The organism is Cryobacterium breve, assembly GCF_027594785.1.
Taxonomy (GTDB): domain Bacteria; phylum Actinomycetota; class Actinomycetes; order Actinomycetales; family Microbacteriaceae; genus Cryobacterium; species Cryobacterium breve_A.
In genome coordinates this window covers 3401678-3417073 of record NZ_CP075584.1, presented here as the reverse complement: position 1 = coordinate 3417073, position 15396 = coordinate 3401678, and the positions used below count along the sequence as shown (strand labels likewise).

Here is a 15396-nt window from a genome sequence, read left to right as displayed (position 1 = left end):
TCCGCAGCGTCCGCATCGTCCGCAGCGTCCGCAGCGTCCGCAGCGGCGAGGCTAGGCCTTCGTCTTCGCGGCCGCCTTGGCCGCTCGCTTGGTCTCCCGCACCCGCGCGAGCGACTCGGCGTCGACGATGTCGGCAACGGATGCGTGTGAGCCGTCCTGCCCGTACGGCGCCGATGCCTCCTGCCAGCCCGGTGCTGCGAGAGCGAATCGTTTCCCGAGGATCGCCAGGAAGATCTTCGCCTTCTGCTCACCGAAACCGGGCAGCGCCCTGAGCCTGCGCAGGACCTCGGCGCCGTCCGGGGCCCCGGAGGTCCAGATCGCGGCGGCGTCGCCGTTCCAGTCCCTCGCGACGACCTCGGCGAGAGACTGCACCCGTCCGGCCATCGAGCCGGGAAAACGGTGCACGGCCGGCGTCGTCCGGAACACCTCGACGAAGGAATCGGAGTCGAACGCGGCGATCGCCGCCGGGTCCAGGGTGCCGATCCGGTCCCGAATCTTGGCCGGCCCGGCGAAGGCCGTCTCCATCGGGACCTGCTGGTCCAGGAGCATCCCGACCAGGAGGGCGAACGGGTCCTCACTGAGGAGCGTGTCTGCGGCGGCGTCGCCGGTGATGTGCAGCGTCATGCGGCCATTGTGGCACCGGGAGCGCAGGCCTGCGCGGAGTGGCCGTGAGCACCCGCAGGCGCCCCGTGCGCACCCACACCGGCAGCAGCAGGGACCACCGCGCCTGCTGCGGCAGCCCGCGCCTGAAACGGCAGGCGCGGGCCGCCGATTCGGGCGCGGCGGCGACGGTACCCCTCTTGAGGGGCGGGTGCAGTGAGCCGACCGGAGCGGATGCCTCCAGGTTCACGCGCGCGTGTCATACTCCGCGGGTGACGCTCTTCGAATCCGACCACGGCTGGCCTCCGCCTCCAGCGCGGCGACCGCCCCGGTGGCGGCTGCGGGGCATCGCGTTCGGGCTGGTGATCGCGGGCGCCGCCGCCGCGGGATTGGTCCTCACGGCGCTGCCGTCGAATCCGCTTTCCGCGCTCACGTCCTACTCCCTCTCGACGGAGACTGCACAGATCGCCGACCGGATCGGGTTCAGCGATGAAGGGCGTGAGATCTTCCTCGCCGCGCACCCGCAGGCTCCTCGACAGCAGCGACTTCCGTCGCGTATGCGACGACAACCCCGATGGGGCACACGGTGGCGACTTTGCCACCGTCGGGTGTTACTACGGGCTCGGAGAGAGCTTCGGAAGGATCGCGATCTTCCGCCCCGGCGACGCCCGGCTGGCCGACCAGATCGTGGTGACGGCCGCGCACGAGTTCCTGCACGCCGCGTACGCCCGGCTCACCTCCGGGGAGCAGGCTCGCCTCGACGCGCTCCTCGACACACGCTGGTCCACTATTGCAGCGGACGACCCAATTCAGGCCAGCGTCGATTCTTCGGTGGGGTCTGCAGCGGAGAACCGGTCCACGGAGGAATTCGCGTATTTCGGTACCGAGATCGCCGATGCGGTCGACCCGGCCCTCGAGGCCTACTACGCCCCGTATTTCCGCGACCGCGGTGCGCTCGTCGCGATCCACGACGCGGACCGCGCCCTCTGGGACGGACTCCAGGCCGGCTACAGTGCGAAAGCGGATGCCCTCGCCGTCCAGGAACAGGCGAACGCTGACGCGAGCGCGCAGTTGCAGGCCGACCGCACACAACTGGCCGCCGACCGCGACGGGTACAACCGGCAGGCCGATGAGTACAACGCTCTCTCCCCGGAGGTCCGCGCCCGCACCTACGTCGCCGACTCCGACGCCACGTCGGGCGGTGAGCCGTACGGCAGCTACCTGGCCGGCAGGCTGGCCGAATTCGCGACGAGGGAGTCAGACCAGTCGCGGCGCCAGAGCGAACTCGACGCGGCCGAAGCCGCGGCCCCGGCGGCGCGGACGGAAGTGGAACGACTGTATGCGGACTTCGAGGCACTCACTGTCGCCGCCGTACCCGCCACATGATGCGGGGCGGTTATTGCCGAAATCCGACCGAGGTGCTCTGATGAGCGAATGAGCGAAACGCCTCTGCCCGTCCTCGCCACGAAGCTCTTCATCCCGTCTCCCCGACCGAACGCCGTCTCCCGCCCTCGTCTCCTCGAGCGTCTGCGGGAGGGGCTCCACTCCGGTCACCGAGCGACCCTGCTCTCCGCGCCGGCCGGATTCGGCAAGACCACGGTGGTGAGCCAGTGGATCGCCGACATCCTGGACGACGAACCGGACGCTCACGTCGCGTGGCTCTCGCTCGACGCGAGCGACAACGACCCCTCACGATTTCTCACCTACCTCGTCGCGGCACTGCACCGCGCCGATGCCTCGGTCGCAGCGGATGCGTACGCACTTCCGCTGTCGTCGATCGAGGGCACCCTGGGCGCGCTCATCAACGATGTCGCCGCAGCACAGTACCCGATGGTCCTGGTCCTCGATGACTTCCACCTCATCGAGGACGGTACGATCCGCGACGGCCTTGTCTTCCTGATCGATCACCTGCCGCCGAACCTGCACCTGGCCATCATGAGTCGCTCAGACCCCTTGCTGCCGCTGGCCCGGCTGCGCGCTCGGGGTGAGCTGACCGAGCCTGCGTGCGGCTGACCTCCGCTTCACCCCCGATGAAGCCGCGGCGTTCCTGAACGAGGTCATGCACCTCGAGCTCTCCCCCGTGCACGTCGCAGCCCTCGAAACCCGGACGGAAGGCTGGATTGCAGGCCTGCAGGCTCGCGGCACTGTCCATGCGGGATCGCTCGGACGTCGGCGGGTTCATTGAGGGTTTCACCGGCAGTCACCGGTTCGTGATCGACTACCTCGCCGAAGAAGTGCTGCAGCGCCAGCCCGGGGACGTCCGCGACTTCCTCTTCGATACCGCGATCCTCGGCCGGCTGAGCGCCCCCCTCTGCGACCAGGTCACCGGCCGTTCCGACAGCGGCGAGATGCTCGCATCCCTCGAACGGGACAACCTCTTCGTCGTCCCCCTCGACGACCGGCGCGAGTGGTACCGCTACCACCACCTCTTCGCGGATGTGCTGACGGCCCGCATGCTGGCGGACGGTGCCGAACGGGTGCCGGACCTGCACCGACGCGCCAGCGAGTGGCTCGAGCAGAACGGGCTGCTGGAGGACGCGATCGCTCATGCCCTGGCCGCCGGGGATTTCGGGCGGGCCGCCCGGGTGATCGAGTCGACGGTGCCCGGCGTGCGCAAGAGCAGGCAGGATGCGACCCTGCTCGGCTGGCTTGCGCTGCTCCCGGGCGACGTCATCGGCCGCAGGCCCGTTCTGGGCGTCTACCGCGCCTGGTCGCTGCTCGTGTCCGGCGAGGTGGATGCCGTCGAACCCGTGCTGGCGGACGCCGAACGGGCGCTCGGAGCCACAACGGACGACGGCACGCCAGCCCACGATTCAGCGGCCGGCGAGGAACTTCGGATACTGCCCGTCACGATCGCCCTGTACCGGGCCGCGGTCGCGCAGGCGCGGGGCGACGTCCCGGGAACCCAGGCGCAGGCTCGGCGAGCGTTCGATCTCGCCGGCCCCGACGACCACTTCGGGCGCGGCGCTGCCGCCGGTTTCCTGGGACTGGCGTCCTGGGCCGGCGGCGACCTCGGTGCCGCGGTCGACGCGTTCGGCGAGGTCGCCACGAGCCTCCGTCGGTCCGGCAACCTCGCCGACATGCTCGGTACCACGATCGTCATGGTCGACCTCCTCACCCAGCAGGGGCGGCTGCGGGACGCCGAGCGCGCCTGCGAGGACGCCCTGCGGCTCGCCGCGGAGCAGGGAGAGACGGTTCCCCAGTCGACGGCCGACCTGCACGTCGCCGTCAGTGAGCTCTTTCGCGAACGCTCCGACCTGGCCGCGGCCCGGGAGCAGCTGTTGATGAGCCAGGCACTCGGCGAGCGGGCGTCGCTGCCCGAAAACCGGTATCGCTGGTTCGTGGCGATGTCCCGGATCGACGAGGCGGAGGGACGACTCGACGGCGCCCTGGATGCGCTCGGCGCCGCGGAGCGCCTGTACCGGCCCGGGTTCTTCCCGGAGGTGCGGCCGCTGGGTGCGATGAAGGCCCGGCTGTGGATCAAGCAGGGACGGTTCGATGAGGCCCAGGGCTGGGCAGACGGCCAGGGGCTCGCGACAACGGATGCGCCGAGTTACCTGCGCGAGTTCGAGCACCTCACGCTGGCGAGGCTCTCGATCGCGCGGCACGCGTCCGATCCACAGGCCGGCTCCCTCGATGCCGCTGTGGCTCTGCTCGACCGGCTGCTCTCCGCGGCGGATGCCGGTGGCCGGGCCGGACGGGTGAACGAGATCCTTGTCCTGCAGGCATTGGCGCACTCGGCGGCCGGCCACACCGACCTGGCGCTCCGCCCGCTCGCGCGCGTCCTCGCCCAGGCAGAACCGGAAGGGTACCTGCGACTCTTCGTGGACGAGGGCGAGCCGATGGCGGCGCTGCTCCGCTCGGCGACCGTCGCGGGAATCGCCCCGGGCTATGTCGGCCGCCTCAGCGACGCATTCGTTCACGTCGACGGCCCGCGGGCATCCGCCCGGCCGCTCGCCGAAGCGCTGAGCGAACGGGAACTGCACGTGCTCCGGCTGCTGGCGACCGAGTTGAGCGGGCCGGAGATCGCCCGCGAACTGTACGTCTCCGTGAACACCCTCCGCACCCACACCCGGCACATCTTCGGCAAACTCGAGGTCACCAGCCGGGCGGATGCGATCCGTCGCGCTGGTGGACTCGGCCTCGTCTGACAATCACCACCCCGATCACCACACAGGGTGATGCCCTGTCATCACATGTCTCCCTAGATTCAGGGTGTCTTCAGGTAACCGCCTGGGCCACACAGAGCATCGGAGCCTCCCATGAGCATCACGCCATCCACCCTCACCCGCGCGGCCGCCGGAGCGGCCGCACTCGCCGGGCTCATCTACATCGTCATCCAGTTCATCCACCCCGCCGACGTGGTCGCCTCACTCTCCACCCAGATGTGGATCACGGTGCACGTCCTCAGCTTCGGCATGGCCGTTCTGGCCATGATCGGCCTCACCGGAATCTACCTGCGGCAGGTGCAAAAGTTCGGGCTGCTCGGACTGATCGCGTACCTGATGTTCGGACTCTTCTTCATCCTGCAGGCGTCCTTCAACTTCACCGAAGCCCTCATCGCGCCGCTGGTCGCGACCGCAGCCCCCCAGCTCGCCGTGGACATCGTCGGCCTGTTCGGCCGTTACCCGGCCGTGAACGACCTCGGCCCTCTCGCGGCCCTCCCGCAGGTCGGCGGTCTGCTGTACGTCGTCGGTGCGCTCCTGTTCGGCATCTCCATCCTCCGCGCCCGGGTCCTGTCTCGCGGTGCCGGCATCCTGTTGATCGTCGCAGCGGCCGTGACGCCCATCGCGGGCGCACTTCTCCCGCACGCCCTCGAACGCATGGCCGCCATCCCCATGGGCCTCGCCCTGATCTGGCTCGGATACTCCCTGTGGACGAACCTGCGCACAACGACGGAACCCCAGAAGGTGACCCACACCGGCGCACGCCTCGACACGACGCCGACGGTCTGACCCGGGTTCGCCGGACGACCGAGGAGCAATGACATGAAAAACCCACACGGGGCGCCCCTCGGGCGCGGTGGACTCGACACATATGAGATCCGTCTGCAAGGTCAGCTGGATGCCTGCTGGACCGACTGGTTCGACGGCTTCCGGCTGACCGAAGAGAGCGACGGAACAACAACCCTCACGGGCACGATCGTGGACCAGGCCGCCCTGCACGGGCTGCTGCGACGGGTCGGAGACCTGGGCGCCACGTTGATCTCGGTCAACCTCCTGACGAGAAGTGACCGATGACGAGGGACAAGATCACCCGAGCCGGGCCTACACACGACGCGGCAACATCAGGCCTGTCGACACACGACAGGAAGCCAAAAGGCCTGCCGACGCAAGGCCTGTCGACACACGACACGGCGACACCGGACAGGCCTACTGGCGCCGTTCCCGGCGCTGATCGAACCCGCACGCCGGCGCGGGCTCCCCGGCAGCAATGGCTCGCACCGGCCGCACTGATCCTGCTCAGCCTCATCCCGATTCTCGCCGGAGCCGCACGCCTCACCGAGCTGACGGGGGCGCCGCCGCCGCCACCGAGGACAACGCACGGTTCCTCGACTCCCCCGTACTCGTCACGACGCACATCGTGAGCGTGACCGTCTTCTGCCTCCTCGGCGCCCTCCAGTTCGTTCCCGCCCTGCGGCGCCGGGCGGGCAGGTGGCACCGCGTGGCGGGACGGATCCTCATCCCCGCCGGCCTGCTCTCCGCGCTGTCCGGCCTGTGGATGGTGGTGTTCTACCCGCACCCGCCCGGTGACGGCATCGCCCTCGGCGTGATTCGGCTCTTCTTCGGGTCTGCGATGGCCGTGAGCCTCCTGCTCGGTATCCGCGCGATCGTGCGCCACGATTTCGTCAGGCACGGCGAGTGGATGACGCGCGCCTATGCGCTCGCCGTCGCCGCCGGCACCCAGGCCCTGCTCCTGATCCCGGGGGCGATCCTTTTCGGGCCCAAGGACGAGCTGTCCCGCGCAGTCCTGATGGGTGCCGCCTGGGTCCTGAACCTCGCGGTCGCCGAGCATCTCATCCTTCGGCGCCGTCGTCGCCGGGGCTAGCCCGCGTCGGCTCACGTCTTTTTCTAAAAGCGTGTCGGGTTGTCGGGGTCGTCGGGTTCGGAGTCGAGGTTCCAGACGTCCACGACAGGGACCGGCGGTGTGGGTGTGGGTGTGGGTGTGGGTTTCCGCGGTGGTCTCATGTCGGCGGAGGGTTCGACGATGTAGCTGTACCCGGCCGGGGACGTCCACTCGATCCGGCCATCGCCGAGGTGTCTCGGCGACCACCTCGTGTAGCTCTTGACCGCGTGGTGGTACGGGCAGAGGTGGGCGAGGTTCATCGCGTCGGTTTCGCCGCCGTGCTGCCATTCCACACTGTGATCCAGGTCAGAGCGCTTGGCGGAGCGGCGGCAGCCGGGGAAGGTGCAGGTCTCGTCCCGCACCTCGAGCCATTTCTTGAGCGCTGCCGGGACCTTGTAGGTGTCGCGTCCCATCGAGAGCACGACCCCGGTCTCGGGGTGGGTGAGGAGCCGGGTGAAGCTCGGCGCACCCGCGGCGAGCCGCCGCGCGGTCTCCGGGTCGATGGGTCCGTACCCGGCCAGGTACCCGGGTTCCTCGCTTTTGCCGAGCAGGGTCAGGACGGGAACGGTGACGTTGACCTGCGCGGCCACGCCGGCTCCGAGTCCGTCCGGGGTGACGCCGCCGGTCAGGACGTCGGTGAGCACGTCTACGGCGATCTGCGTCAGCGTGCGGGTTTCGTCCGGGCCTTGCAGGGTGAGGGCCACGTCGAGGGTGCGGTGGTAGGCGGCCTGCACTTTCTCGGCGTCCCCGGTCACATACAGGGAGGCCATGCCGTCGTTGAGGGCCTGGAAGACCACGTGCCGGTCCTCGACGCTTTTCTGGTGCCTTGCGGTGATGGTTTCCGGGTGGGTGCGTTCCCGCACCCGCCGTGCCCTGTCGGCGAGTTTTGCCACGGTCAGCACTTCCGCAGCGGGCACGAGGACGTCCTCGAACACGGCGCGGGCCCGGGCGGCCGCCTCCGGATCGTCCCCCATGCGGATACCCCAGGCCTGGTCCATGATCACCTGTGCGTGCCGGTAGCTGATCGACCCGGAGGTCAGGGCTTCCCGGGTGGCGGGGAGGTCTTCGGCGAGGGTGCGGCTGGCTTCGATCAGGGTCTCGGCCGTGCGCCGCGGGAGCCGGAGCAGCGCCCCGACCTCGCAGGCGAACTCCTCCTTCGTGGCTTCTTCCGGCGACCACAGCGGGCCCCTCCCACCGGTGCGTTCTGCGGCCTCCGCCCGAGCGCGCCCCACATCGGCCAGCACCCGCTGGGCGGTATAGATCGCGTCGGCCCGGCGAGCGGTGGCCTGATTGATTTCGCGGTCCGCGTCCCGGATCGCGTCATAGAAATCGGCCAAGGACGGCTCCACGAGACCGAGGTGCGGTGGGTTCACATTCGGGTCGGGAGGGGTCCCGGGCGGGGGTTCCGCGGTGCTGTCGACCGGGCTGTCCACCGGGCTCTCCAGAGGGCTTTCCAGAGGGCTTTCCCGGTGGGGTTCTGAGGTATTTTCAGCTGTCATGTCGGTCACTCTACGGACCACCACCGACATTCCCCGGGCATCCACCACCCCACAAACCACCTGTGGATAACCCGGTCAGAACCACTTTGTTGAGGAGAGACCGTCACGCAGACCTCCCGCGTCCGAAGCGGCCGCAGCTACGCCGACGCCGATCCGCATCGACGGGTCAAAGACTCAGTACTCGCCCTTGATCACGAAGTACGAGCCCCGAATGACACCGGCCAGCTTCGATTTCTGCCGTGCGAATTTGAAGCGCGACGCCAGTTCTTCGGGCACCTCCATGCCGTCGGCGAGCTTGAACCCGACGGCACGCTTCTGACCATCCTCGATGCCGTACATCACGTTGATCGACAACCCGGACTCATAGAACACGTAAGCCATCCGAATCCCCTCGACTTCGAAGGAGGTCACCTCGAGCGGGCGCGAGGCGATGACGATGTCGCGCTCCTCCGAGAGGATGTGGCTTACCCACTCGAGCACGTCCGGAGCATCGCTCACCGGGCTGACGGTGAAGACGTGGTCGTACTTGTTCCTGAAGTAGCGCGCCTCATTGGCCCGTAAGCCGGCGAGCGCTTCGACCACCGGCGACGACTCAAGTCCGACGGACGATACGTTCACGAAGTCGACAATGTAGGACATGCGGCCCCTCTTCGTTCGTGGTGCCGCCCACGCTAGCGCCGCATCCGCCTTCAGAGTATCGAACTAGCCACAGAGTTCTTTGGCGATGCCGGCCTGCGGCGACACGATGATCTGGCTCACCTTGTCCTCAAGCACCACAAAATGGATCCACTGCCCCTGGCCGCTGGCCAGTACGTACGGGGCGATGGGAGTGCCGGCATCCTGGTACGTGATCGAAGATCTGTCGACCCCGACCGGCCCGGACACGCTGATCGCCGAAGCCGCCGATGGCCTCGATATCCTCGTCAACAACGTCGGTGCGCTCACACCGCGCACCACGGGGTTCCTCGACGTGACCGACGAGGACTGGCTCACCACCCTGAACCTCGATCTGATGGCCGTTGTGCGCACGACCCGCGCGGCCATTCCCCTGCCGATCGAGAGAGGAGGGGGAACCGTGGTCACCATCGCGTCTGTGAACGCCTACCTTCCCGACCCTGGAGTCATCGACTATTCGGTCGCGAAAGCGGGGGTCTGGAACCTCTCGAAGGCTCTCTCCAAGGAGTTCGGTGACCGGGGCATCCGCTTCAACACGGTCAGCCCCGGGCCCGTCTCGACGCCGCTGTGGTTGGGCGAAACCGGGGTGGCGTCGACGGTCGCCAAGGCCATGGGCGTCTCCCCCGACGAGGCACGCAAGCGCATCATCGAAGCCGGCGGCGGGTTCGTCACCGGCCGCTTCACCGAACCAGCGGAAGTAGCCGACCTCGTGATCCTGCTGGCCAGCGGCAGGGCCGGCAACGTCACGGGTGCCGACTTCAGAATTGACGGCGGGCTGACGAAGGAGCTCTAGAACGACAGCGTGAGACGTTGCCTAGTGTGCAGGGAACATCCTGCTCATCGGAGGGTGGCCGTCGACCCCGATTCCGCCTTCGGATCCGCCGGCGAGGACTGGATCAGGGTGTGCCTGGCCGGCCGGCAGGAACCGCTCCTGACGGCGCTCTCCCTCCTGCCCACACCCTGACCCTTCCCCCGGAGGATGCCCCCGGCCACAACAGGCCGGGCGGCTACCGCCCTATTCCCGGCCGTCCTCCAGCGGGATGAGCATGGTGCGGAACGGACCAGCGACGGCATGGAGCCCCCAGATGCGATCGGCGACCCCGTCGATTCCGTTGGCCAGCTGAAGCTGGGGGATGCCGCCGGGAATCACCAGCTGGTTGACCCTGATGCCCTCATCCGCCAGAACGTCGTGAAGCATCTCGCCGTAGGCGCTCTCGGCAGGGAAGGCCACCGAGGTGCCGGCAAAGCCGGCACGGGCCTTCACCGAGGTTCCGCCGTTGATCAGGATGATGCTGCCGCTCCCTGCCGCCCGCATCGCTGGCAGCACCGCACGCGCCGCGTGGATGAGCCCGAGGGCCGAGAACTGCATTGCCTCCAGGGCCAGCTCCGGAGTCATCTCGAGGACGGGCTTCAGGTAGTCGCGCGACGGGAGCGGGCTGTACTGCAACGCTGTGATAGGTCCGAGCTCCGCTCCGGCACGCGCCAGGGCGACTTCGAGCGACACCGGCGTGAGGACATCCGCTGCGTAAGCCCTCGCGGTGAAGCCGGCGGCGGTGAGCTCGGCTGCCATGGTGTCCAGTTTCGACTGGTTCCTGGCGATCAGGGCAATGGAGAAGCCTTCGCGCCCGAACTTTCGCGCGACGGCGGCTCCGAGCCCCGGTCCGGCTCCGATGATGGCGATGACAGGCACGAGGGTCTCCTTCGATGGATGCTGTTGCTGGTGCTGGTGCTGGTGCTGGTGCTGGTGCTGGTGCTGGTGCTGGTGCTGTTGCTGTTGCTGTTGCTGTTGCTGTTGCTGCGATGACTATCGCAAGGAGCCCGAGCCTAACGTCAAAGTGCACCTCCACCCGATTGAGCCATGGAATCGACCACCGGCGCCGACCGAAGTATGTCCGCCGACCATGGTTGCTCAGTTGAGACGTTTCTTCTCGCTTCCCACTTCCCGCTCGGGATTGGTCATAGACCTAATGCACCCACGAAAACCTGTGCGAGGATGTCCCCGGGTGCAGTAATTTGCCTGATGAACGAGGGGGACGTATGACTTTTCGGAGAGTGACGGGAGGGCGCGGCGCGGCGCTCACAGCACTGGCCCTGGTTGCGAGCGTTCTGCTGCTGACCGGGTGTGCGGGTTCGTCGGATCCCGTCCGGGGTACCGCGATTCCGGCGGCAACAGCGACGGCCCCCACCCCATCAGAGCGTCCCTCTGCGCCAGCAGCGGTGACGGACATCTTCGTCAGTGCCGCGTCAATCGAACTCCGCGATGCATCAGGAAAGACGGTGTCCACGTTCGACTACTTCCAGTCGGCAAGCGAGGTGGTCGCCGGACTCTCCCAGGCGCTGGGGAGCGCACCCATTGTGGAGAATTTCGAGGGCCGCAATGACGTGCCACCTACGACACGGTATCAATGGGGCGGCTTCGTCCTCAATGACCCCGTGACTGGGGGGACGCCACCATTCAGTTCGAATACGTGGGTACGAGTGTCAGCCGAGGCCGTGAACGGTGTTCACATCGGCACCGTCGACGGAATCGCCATCGGAGACAGCGCCGCAGAACTCGAGGCACGATATCCCGACACCTCGTTCCGGCTGCCGTCCGGAGGCCAATCTGAACTCAACATCGGCGTTGGGTTCGTGCCACTGCCACCCTCCGACGACAGTGCAGGATCCGCGCGCACGTTCTCAGTCCAGCTCCTCGCTCCCGACCCACTCGGACCCATCACACAGCTCACGACGCCCTCGCCGAACTGGGGTGCCTGAGAGCCCGCGAGATCTGCGACGCGGCCGGACGTGATTACGAAGTCTCCTGAACCCACAATGGCGGCGAAATCACCGGCGCCGGAACCGCCTTGACTCAATCAGGACTCAATCTGCAGTGCGGACTACACGTTGAAGCGGAACTCCAGGATCACGCCGGCGGCCTGCGGGGCGGTCCAGCCCTTGTGGATCGTCCAGGCGCGGGTCTCCTTGGGGCCTGCGGTCAGGTAGGTCAGCTCGACTCGTCCAGGCTAGATCGTGACCTGTGACGTGAGCGCTTACCTGTGGATACCGCACCCAGGCGAGGACAGAAATCGTCGCAGAACAGTCGTAACCGGCGCGCCTGTCCCACGGCGTGGCGTCCCGTGCCGTCGGTGAAAAAGAACGCGACGTGTCATTCCTGTTCTCTAAGCTGGGCACGGGGCCACCGCGCATGTTCCTCTGGACAAAGGAGCAGCATGTACGAAGATTTCTCTTGGGCACCGATCCGACCGGACCACCGCCGGCGAAACATCACCGCCTCCATTTCCGTGGGATTGGTCCTCGCGCTGGCCGGCGGCCTGTTCACAGTGAATACGGAGCGCGCGCTCGATTACGACGACGCGCAGTCCTCGCATACAGCAGCCGTAAAGATCCTGGATTTGCAGCGGACGTCGGCGCTCACCCAGATCGACGCAGCAGCCACCTCCCTGGCCACGGCGAAAACCACGCTGGCGTTGCACGTCGCTGAGGTCCCGGCCGCTGACGTCCGCGCTGCTCTCACCACCAGCATCCAGGCCCTTGACGACCAGATCAACGCCGCCTGGGCTGAAGTCCAGGAGGCTGACGCTGCTGCTCTGGCGCCCGTCCGCGGTGATGATCTGCTCTCCCCCGGCGCGGGGTTCCGTGCTGCGACCACCGCCGTCAGCGTCCACCATTTCCCGGTCTCCGCTGGTCTCGCGGCCGCGATCGCCGCCCTGGACGCACCGTCGTCGTCGATAACTACCGCCGTCCTGACCTGGCAGAGCGACCAGGCGAAAGCTGTTGCTGACGCCTCAGCCAAAGCGTCGGCCGCAGCGAAGAAGGCGGCATCCAACGCGGTTTCTGCCGCGAAAGCCAAGGCGGGAACCCCGGCAAAGGCGGCCGCCCCGGCCATCCCGATCATCGATCAAAGCCACGCACCGTCCAGTCAGGCGGAGGCTCCGGTCCGTCCGGCCGTGGCCACCGGCCCCTTCACGTTGAACGTCAGGGTCACCGGCGGCCAGACCGAAGTGGACGCATGCAACGGCGCTGTGGACGTCGCCGCCTACCTGGTCGCCGTGATCGCTGAGCATTGGTATTGCGGTGGGTCTGTCTTCCCGCAGTCAGCGGGGACCGTGATCACTCTCACTGGGATCCACGCGGGCAGATACCGTGTGGAGGGTGTGGTGGCTACGTTGAACCATGACACAGCCTTCGGCCGCGACATCCCAGCAACCTACGACCTTCTCTTTCAGACCTGCCAGAACAACAACGACAAGACCACGTCCTTCACCGCGCTGACGAAGATCGAATGACAGGCAGACGATAGGGAAACAGCCCATCCGTCAACCCGCCGCACGGGCTAGACGTTGAAGCGGAACTCCACGACGTCGCCGTCCTGCATGACGTACTCCTTGCCCTCGATGCGGGCCTTGCCCTTGGCGCGGGCCTCGGCGATGGAGCCTGCGGCGATCAGGTCGTCGAAGGAGAAGACTTCGGCCTTGATGAAGCCCTTCTGGAAGTCGGTGTGGATCACGCCGGCGGCCTGCGGGGCGGTCCAGCCCTTGTGGATCGTCCAGGCGCGGGTCTCCTTGGGGCCCGCGGTCAGGTAGGTCTGCAGGCCGAGGGTGTCGAAGCCGATCCGGGCGAGCTGGTCGAGACCGCTCTCGGCCTGGCCGGTCGAGGCGAGCATCTCCGCGGCGTCGGCCGCGTCGAGCTCACTGAGTTCGGACTCGAGCTTGGCGTCGAGGAACACGGCGTTCGCCGGGGCGACGAGGGCGGCGAGCACGGCGAGCTTCTCAGCGTCCTGCAGCACGGCCTCGTCGACGTTGAACACGTAGATGAACGGCTTCGCGGTGAGGAGGCCGAGTTCGCGGATCGGCTCGATGTCGAGCTTCGCGGAGGACAGCGGCTGGCCGGCGTCGAGCACGGCCTGCGCCTTGAGCGCGGTCTCGAGCACGATCGGGGGCATCTTGCGGCCCTTGACCTCTTTCTCGAAACGGCTGATGGCCTTCTCGAGGGTCTGCAGGTCGGCGAGGATCAGTTCGGTGTTGATGGTCTCCATGTCGCCGGCCGGGTTCACGGCGCCGTCGACGTGCACCACGTCGGGGTCGGCGAATCCGCGGATGACCTGAGCGATCGCATCCGCTTCACGGATGTTCGCGAGGAACTTGTTGCCGAGGCCCTCGCCCTCACTCGCGCCGCGCACGATGCCGGCGATGTCGACGAAGGACACCGGTGCCGGGAGCAGACGTTCGCTGCCGAAGATCGCGGCGAGCGCGGCGAGCCGGGAGTCCGGCAGGTTCACGATCCCCACGTTCGGCTCGATCGTGGCGAACGGGTAGTTCGCCGCGAGCACGTTGTTCTTGGTCAACGCGTTGAAGAGGGTGGACTTGCCGACATTGGGCAGTCCGACGATTGCAATAGTAAGAGCCACGAGAATCCATCGTACCGGGCGGGCCCCGTCGGGCCTGTCGGTGGGCCGTGAGAGCATGAAGGGGTGCCCCTCAACTTCACCGCGATCGACTTCGAAACCGCCAACTCCTCGAGCGCCTCCGCGTGTTCGGTCGGGCTGGTCAAAGTGCGTGATGGGCTCGTGACCGACCGTGTCGGCTGGTTCATCCAGCCCGCACCCGGCCACGACGAGTTCCTGAAGTGGAACATCAAGATCCACGGCATCTACCCGGCGAATGTCTTCGGTGCCCCGACCTGGGCCCAGCAGCTCCCTGCACTGGTCGCCTTCGCCGACGGCGACACGCTCGTCGCCCACAACGCCGGTTTCGACCTCGGCGTCATCAAGACCGCCTCTACGGTCGCCGGACTCCCGGTGCCCGACTTCAGCTATGTCTGCAGCCTGCAGGTCGCCCGCCGCACCTATCACCTCGACTCCTACCGGCTCCCGGTCGCCGCCATGGCGGCCGGCTTCGAGGACTTCGCCCACCACGACGCCCTCGCCGACGCCGAGGCCTGCGCCGCCATCATCATCCACGCCGCAAAGCGGCACGGTGCGGACACCCTCGAAGACCTGGCCCGCATCACCAAGGTCGGGGTCGGAGCGATCGGACCCGTCGCCATCGCAGCGAAAGCCGCGATCCACGGGCCGATGGCCCTGAGTTAGCTGACGACGAGCTAGCTGACGACGAGCTAGCTGAAGAACGAGCGAGCAGAAGAACGAGAGGCACCGCCATCATGGACTCCGAAGACCTGCCCCTGAGCCCCTGGCCCCAGGACATGCAGGCTCAACGTCGAGGAATGCTGGCCGCCCCTGATCTTCCTGCTCTTCGTGCGCAGCGCATGGCAGCTTGAGATCGGTTCCGTCCCGAAGCTCGACTCCGAACCGGAACCGGGCACCTCCCGCCGGCCGGACGACCTCGACCTCGACGCCGCCGTGCAGCGTTGGCTGACCGAGTGGCGGCGAGCCTGGAGCCACTTCGACGCGGCCGAACCGGCCGTCGGCATCCCGGATGAGGAGGTCCAGCGCCTCCTGGACACCCTGACCGACGAGGAGCCTGTGGGCGGCGACCTCGACCTCGACCTGGCCGTCCGACTTCTGGAACACCGGAATCGACCAGGAGGCGTGTGA

Annotated in this window: 17 protein-coding genes and 1 pseudogene; 12 read left to right on the top strand and 6 right to left on the bottom strand. The window is 67.5% G+C overall.

Features of this window, described 5'->3' with window-relative positions; genetic code table 11:
• Positions 1 to 51 precede the first annotated feature (51 nt).
• Positions 52 to 624 carry an HhH-GPD-type base excision DNA repair protein gene (locus KIV56_RS16670; protein WP_281534305.1) on the bottom strand — a complete coding sequence of 191 codons (573 nt, stop codon included), beginning with the start codon at positions 622 to 624 and terminating at the stop codon, positions 52 to 54.
• 474 nt (positions 625 to 1098) lie between these two features.
• Between KIV56_RS16670 and KIV56_RS16665 the strand changes: the two genes are divergently transcribed.
• From KIV56_RS16665 to KIV56_RS16640, 6 genes are all read left to right on the top strand, one after another.
• Positions 1099 to 1986, top strand: a complete 888-nt coding sequence (locus tag KIV56_RS16665; RefSeq protein ID WP_281534304.1) for a hypothetical protein — start codon at positions 1099 to 1101, stop codon at positions 1984 to 1986.
• A 48-nt stretch (positions 1987 to 2034) separates the two neighbouring features.
• The gene (locus tag KIV56_RS16660; protein ID WP_281534303.1) at positions 2035 to 2613 is read left to right on the top strand and encodes an AAA family ATPase; all 579 of its coding nucleotides are present in this window, start codon (positions 2035 to 2037) and stop codon (positions 2611 to 2613) included.
• 137 nt (positions 2614 to 2750) lie between these two features.
• Positions 2751 to 4751, top strand: a complete 2001-nt coding sequence (locus KIV56_RS16655; RefSeq protein ID WP_281534302.1) for a LuxR C-terminal-related transcriptional regulator — start codon at positions 2751 to 2753, stop codon at positions 4749 to 4751.
• A 111-nt stretch (positions 4752 to 4862) separates the two neighbouring features.
• Positions 4863 to 5555 carry a hypothetical protein gene (locus KIV56_RS16650; RefSeq protein WP_281534301.1) on the top strand — a complete coding sequence of 231 codons (693 nt, stop codon included), beginning with the start codon at positions 4863 to 4865 and terminating at the stop codon, positions 5553 to 5555.
• Positions 5556 to 5588: 33 nt separating this feature from the next.
• Positions 5589 to 5840 carry a hypothetical protein gene (locus KIV56_RS16645; protein ID WP_281534300.1) on the top strand — a complete coding sequence of 84 codons (252 nt, stop codon included), beginning with the start codon at positions 5589 to 5591 and terminating at the stop codon, positions 5838 to 5840.
• 193 nt (positions 5841 to 6033) lie between these two features.
• Positions 6034 to 6648 carry a DUF2306 domain-containing protein gene (locus KIV56_RS16640; protein ID WP_281534299.1) on the top strand — a complete coding sequence of 205 codons (615 nt, stop codon included), beginning with the start codon at positions 6034 to 6036 and terminating at the stop codon, positions 6646 to 6648.
• A gap of 23 nt (positions 6649 to 6671) precedes the next feature.
• Here the strand turns inward: KIV56_RS16640 and KIV56_RS16635 are convergent, their stop codons facing one another.
• Both KIV56_RS16635 and KIV56_RS16630 read right to left on the bottom strand, forming a co-directional pair.
• A complete protein-coding gene (locus KIV56_RS16635; RefSeq protein ID WP_281534298.1) occupies positions 6672 to 8003 on the bottom strand; it encodes an HNH endonuclease signature motif containing protein in 1332 nt (443 codons plus the stop codon).
• Between the two features lie 336 nt (positions 8004 to 8339).
• Entirely contained in the window at positions 8340 to 8804 is a 465-nt protein-coding gene (locus KIV56_RS16630) for a phage tail protein (RefSeq protein WP_281534297.1), read from the bottom strand.
• A gap of 85 nt (positions 8805 to 8889) precedes the next feature.
• Between KIV56_RS16630 and KIV56_RS16625 the strand changes: the two genes are divergently transcribed.
• Positions 8890 to 9633, top strand: a complete 744-nt coding sequence (locus tag KIV56_RS16625) for an SDR family oxidoreductase (RefSeq protein ID WP_281534296.1) — start codon at positions 8890 to 8892, stop codon at positions 9631 to 9633.
• 9 nt (positions 9634 to 9642) lie between these two features.
• Entirely contained in the window at positions 9643 to 9804 is a 162-nt protein-coding gene (locus KIV56_RS16620; RefSeq protein WP_281534295.1) for a hypothetical protein, read from the top strand.
• A 51-nt stretch (positions 9805 to 9855) separates the two neighbouring features.
• Here the strand turns inward: KIV56_RS16620 and KIV56_RS16615 are convergent, their stop codons facing one another.
• On the bottom strand, positions 9856 to 10530 hold the full coding sequence (locus KIV56_RS16615; protein WP_281534294.1) for an SDR family NAD(P)-dependent oxidoreductase: 675 nt from the start codon (positions 10528 to 10530) through the stop codon (positions 9856 to 9858).
• 587 nt (positions 10531 to 11117) lie between these two features.
• Here KIV56_RS16615 and KIV56_RS16610 point away from each other — a divergent pair.
• Positions 11118 to 11597 carry a hypothetical protein gene (locus tag KIV56_RS16610; protein WP_281534293.1) on the top strand — a complete coding sequence of 160 codons (480 nt, stop codon included), beginning with the start codon at positions 11118 to 11120 and terminating at the stop codon, positions 11595 to 11597.
• Between the two features lie 146 nt (positions 11598 to 11743).
• On the opposite strand, the pseudogene KIV56_RS16605 reads toward KIV56_RS16610, so the two are convergent.
• A pseudogene (locus KIV56_RS16605) lies at positions 11744 to 11827 on the bottom strand (DUF933 domain-containing protein); the annotation flags it as partial.
• Positions 11828 to 12052: 225 nt separating this feature from the next.
• Between KIV56_RS16605 and KIV56_RS16600 the strand changes: the two are divergent.
• Positions 12053 to 13129, top strand: coding sequence for a hypothetical protein (locus KIV56_RS16600; RefSeq protein ID WP_281534292.1), 1077 nt, complete (start codon positions 12053 to 12055; stop codon positions 13127 to 13129).
• Positions 13130 to 13176: 47 nt separating this feature from the next.
• Here KIV56_RS16600 and ychF read toward each other — a convergent pair whose 3' ends face one another.
• Positions 13177 to 14250 carry a redox-regulated ATPase YchF gene (gene ychF / locus KIV56_RS16595; protein WP_134449502.1) on the bottom strand — a complete coding sequence of 358 codons (1074 nt, stop codon included), beginning with the start codon at positions 14248 to 14250 and terminating at the stop codon, positions 13177 to 13179.
• Positions 14251 to 14313: 63 nt separating this feature from the next.
• Here ychF and KIV56_RS16590 point away from each other — a divergent pair, with 63 nt between their 5' ends.
• Positions 14314 to 14931 carry an exonuclease domain-containing protein gene (locus tag KIV56_RS16590; RefSeq protein WP_281534291.1) on the top strand — a complete coding sequence of 206 codons (618 nt, stop codon included), beginning with the start codon at positions 14314 to 14316 and terminating at the stop codon, positions 14929 to 14931.
• 165 nt (positions 14932 to 15096) lie between these two features.
• On the top strand, positions 15097 to 15396 hold the full coding sequence (locus tag KIV56_RS16585; RefSeq protein ID WP_281534290.1) for a hypothetical protein: 300 nt from the start codon (positions 15097 to 15099) through the stop codon (positions 15394 to 15396).